The sequence below is a fragment of the Candidatus Pelagibacter communis genome (genome assembly GCF_001179945.1).
GTDB lineage: Bacteria > Pseudomonadota > Alphaproteobacteria > Pelagibacterales > Pelagibacteraceae > Pelagilacustribacter > Pelagilacustribacter ubique_A.
In genome coordinates, this window is the sequence record NZ_CVSG01000043.1 from 1 (window position 1) to 3,786 (window position 3,786).

At 25.8% G+C, this 3,786-nt stretch carries 5 protein-coding genes; all 5 read right to left on the reverse strand.

Annotation, left to right across the window (positions count from 1 at the left end; all coding sequences use genetic code 11):
• Window positions 1-32 precede the first annotated feature (32 nt).
• Entirely contained in the window at window positions 33-413 is a 381-nt protein-coding gene (locus tag AMN78_RS01065; RefSeq protein WP_075533770.1) for a hypothetical protein, read from the reverse strand.
• A gap of 55 nt (window positions 414-468) precedes the next feature.
• Window positions 469-1,158: a hypothetical protein gene (locus tag AMN78_RS01070; protein ID WP_075533771.1), complete on the reverse strand. Its 690-nt coding sequence runs from the start codon at window positions 1,156-1,158 to the stop codon at window positions 469-471.
• A gap of 12 nt (window positions 1,159-1,170) precedes the next feature.
• Window positions 1,171-1,968: a class I SAM-dependent methyltransferase gene (locus AMN78_RS01075; protein ID WP_075533772.1), complete on the reverse strand. Its 798-nt coding sequence runs from the start codon at window positions 1,966-1,968 to the stop codon at window positions 1,171-1,173.
• Window positions 1,958-3,082 carry an N-acetyl sugar amidotransferase gene (locus AMN78_RS01080; protein ID WP_082254513.1) on the reverse strand — a complete coding sequence of 375 codons (1,125 nt, stop codon included), beginning with the start codon at window positions 3,080-3,082 and terminating at the stop codon, window positions 1,958-1,960. The genes AMN78_RS01075 and AMN78_RS01080 overlap by 11 nt, the downstream gene beginning before the upstream one ends.
• Before the next feature lies 1 nt (window position 3,083).
• On the reverse strand, window positions 3,084-3,786 hold a 703-nt coding region (locus AMN78_RS01085; protein WP_075533774.1), incomplete at its 5' end, for a HisA/HisF-related TIM barrel protein.

The following is a 3,786-nucleotide window of genomic DNA, read 5'->3' on the forward strand; positions in this document are numbered from 1 at the left end:
TAAGAACGGTGTCCTTTACAGAACTAAGAAGTTTATTCCAGATTATAGGTATACAAAAAATTTGGAGGCATTTGTTTAGTATTATCTGAAAAGCTTTTGTCTCTTGTCCAATAGATTGATTTGTCAGCAATATTATTTTGAATATTGAAAGTTTGATCTATTTCAACTTGACCTCCATGAGTTAATATAATTATTTTTTTTCCCTTTTTCATTTTTTCAGCCATCCAAATTTTAAAGAAATCATTATAAAAATGACCATATGCCGTAAATATAGTATTAGGGTCATGCTTAATAAAATTTACTTTTGTTTTTAAATCATTGAAACTTTCTAAAAATGACTTCGGCATTATAAAAGTAATAAATTTATCTAAAAAATTTTCAAAATTATTTTCACTATTCAAACCTAAATTCATTCTTTTTCTCACGAATTTTTCTTGTGTAATATCTGGACTAAATTCTGGATATTGTCTAAAAATAATACCTGTATTTATAAAAATTTTTTATTTTATCTAAATTAGATACAAAATTTGATTGATATAATAATATTTTTTTATTTTCTGGAATTAAATTTAAAAACTTATCTAAAATTCTGTAAAAATTATTTTTTTTTCTTGGTGTAGATTTCTTTTCTATTCGTTTTTCTGCTTTTATAAATTCAAATTTTGTATTTAAATTTATGTGTTTTAAAATATTAAAAAAAATCAAATGATTCCAATGGTGAGATTGTATTTTTTCTCTAAAAAATTCCTCTGAGCTATTAACACTCAAATTATTTTCATCTATGTTTAAGATCTTAATATTCTCAAAATTTTCATTCTCAAAGATACAACGTATCACTTCCCACCTGTCGTAAAGAGTACAAATACTATTAGCTAGCCAATAACCAATTATTATTTCCCAGTATCTTTTAGAATTATTGGTGCCATGAAAGTTGTTTAAAAAATCAGAAAATCTTATTAAAGTTTTATCGTATAAAGCAGTTAGGTAACTTTTATCTTTTTGAACTTTTGCAATGTTTTCCCAATGATAATCGATAGTAATATAATTTTTACTAAACTCTTCGAAATTTTGGATTTGTTTACACCAAGACCCAGCCAATATGTTCTTATCAGATTTTGAAAAAGTCTCAGAGTTTCCAGTTAAGACTAAATTGCTCATAAATGTAAAATTTTAAAGATCTATAACTACAAAAAAATGCGGTTGCATTAAACAGCCAGAAAATTGTTCTCCTTGTATTATTGATGTAGCAAGGGGCCTCTTCTCATTTTTCTTGCTATTCATAATCTGCTTTTTTGAAAATTTATTATCTTTAATAAATTTTATTTTAGATTTTGGTGCTAATTTTTTAATTAACGCAACTAAGTAGTCTTTCGAATGTATATTAAAATAAGAAAAAGATCTTGGATTGCCTTTGCTATCAAATTCATCGATAGGTTTAGTCTTAGTATATTTCCACCATCTATTATTATAAACAAGCTGTATCTTATATGAGACATCATAGACTACAGTTCTTAAAATAAGTTTTCTTTTTGTCACTTTGATTAATTCTTTCAATGGTCTTTTTAAATCCGGTAAATGAAGCAAAACATTGCTGCAGTAAGTAATATCGTGTGATTTTTTTTTAAAAGGGAGTTTGTAAATATTAGCTTTTATAAACTTCATGTTTTTTTCATTTTTCCAAGCTTTTCTTGCCAATTTAAGAAAAATTTCATAAGGATCGCATCCTGTATAGAAAAAGTTTTTTTTAATTCTTTTTTTTAATGATCTATAAAAATGTCCAGTAGCACATCCCACATCTAAAACTTTTTCATTATTTTTAATCGTTTTATTAATTATTTTTGACAAAGCTTTAGAAACTTCCATTTCAGGATACTTTCCAATCGCTCTTTTAAAATATACATCTGCATTATTTTTATTTGATGTATATTCCTCTAAACACAGACCGTATTTATCAATTTTATTGCGCATAAACTGTATTTTTTAAGTTCCAAACATTGTTTTTAATTTCCCAAATCTCATCATTTCTATGTAGGTTTACTATTTCATCAAATTGATTTTGATTTATTTCTAAAAAATTTAAAACATCCTTAAAATAAGTGTTTGGAAATTCATTATCATATTTTTTAGCCTTTTGAATAGCTTCATCTCTGGTCATTTGCTTATTTTGTATCATTCTACAAGAGTCTCTGGTAGCTCTTCCAAATCCAAATTTTACAAATTGCAAATAATAATAAATATTATCTATTTTATCGTCTAAACTATCAAAGTTTGTAAAAGTTCCATCTGTTCTGTCTTTAATAGTTTTAAATTTTTTCACATTCTTTTTTATATATTCAAAATTTTCCAGCATGCTCCATTTAAAAAAATAACTAAAGTATAAAGCCTCAACTTTAAATTTATTAAATTCATCTTTTTCTGGATAAACATAAGGTGCTAAATCTTTAAGACTAATTTTTTCATTAACCCAGTTTTGAGGATAGTCTCCTATTTGATGTTCGATTACTTCTCTTAAATCCCTTCTTTTTAGACTCTCTTTATTTAACATTAACCCGCCATACTCACTTTCTCCATGCTCTGCATAAAAAACATAAGGTATTTTGTATTCAATTGCTATTTTTATAGGGAGTGAATTTATACCTGCGTCCCAAGCAACTTTAGGATTTCCTCTTTCTTTAAAAAATCTTTGAGAAAGTAATTTTGAAATATTTTCTTTTGGTTTAAAAAAAATAGTATCAAAACCTAAGTCGGACATTATTTTTCTATTATGTTCTCCTATTTCATTAGGTATTAAAGGGGAAAAAGTAACAAGTAAAGGATTGAGTCCAAAATTAAATTTAAGTTTATGAGCAATAGAGCTAGAGTCTTTGCCGCCCGACCAAGGAACAACACAATCATACAATTTATTTCTATTCTTAATTTTTTTTAAATTAGACAATATTTCTAAAAATTCTTCTTTTCTAAGTTCCCAATTTATTTGTTCTTTATCTTTGCTGTGATTACAAGCATTGCAAATTCCATCTTTATCAAAGGTAATTCTTGGCCTGGAATTAGGCATAATACATATCTTACAAAATTCAACCATTTTAGTATCTGATATTAATTTCTTTTTGTTTTAAAAAATTCTTAGCTGAATTAATACTTTCTTCTGTAAAGTGAAATATATTTTGTGTGCAAGCAGCGGAAACTTCTGTTGTTAAAAATAGTTCACTTATATGTTGCCAATTACCTGCACCGCCTAAAGATAAAAAAGGACAATTGAAACCATCACTCAGGTTTCTTATCATCTCCAAATCATAACCTAATAAACTTCCATCTAAATCAATATTATTAATTAATATTTCTCCAGCTCCTTCAGATAATGACAAATCAATTGCTTGCTTAGGATCAAAATTTATTTTTTTTTTTCCACTTTCACAGTAAACTGAAAATTCTCTATCACTTTTTTTTACATCAATACTTTGAATTATGGATTGTGTGCCATATTTTTTTTCAATTTCATTTATAATTTTTTTATTATTTAAGCTACTAGAATTAAGTATAATTTTGTCAGCTCCACTTTTGAAATAGATATCCGCTCTCTCCAATGAATTAATTCCACCGCCAATTGATATTGGTACAAAACAATTTTCAGAAAAAAACTTTATAATTTTTAAAAAACTTTCTTGAAATTTTTTAGCAGAAATGTCTATTAAAATTAGTTCATCAATACTAAATAAACCAACAAAATTTTTTGTATACCTATAATCTGGAATAAACTTCTTAGTTCTGTAAAGGACACCGTTCTTA

What these genes read in the sequence shown, in the direction of transcription:
- AMN78_RS01065 (WP_075533770.1), bottom strand. Translation starts at nt 413, where the DNA reads ATGAATTTAGGTTTGAATAGTGAAAATAATTTTGAAAATTTTTTAGAT.
- AMN78_RS01080 (WP_082254513.1), bottom strand. Translation starts at nt 3,082, where the DNA reads ATGGTTGAATTTTGTAAGATATGTATTATGCCTAATTCCAGGCCAAGA.
- AMN78_RS01075 (WP_075533772.1), bottom strand. Translation starts at nt 1,968, where the DNA reads ATGCGCAATAAAATTGATAAATACGGTCTGTGTTTAGAGGAATATACA.
- AMN78_RS01070 (WP_075533771.1), bottom strand. Translation starts at nt 1,158, where the DNA reads ATGAGCAATTTAGTCTTAACTGGAAACTCTGAGACTTTTTCAAAATCT.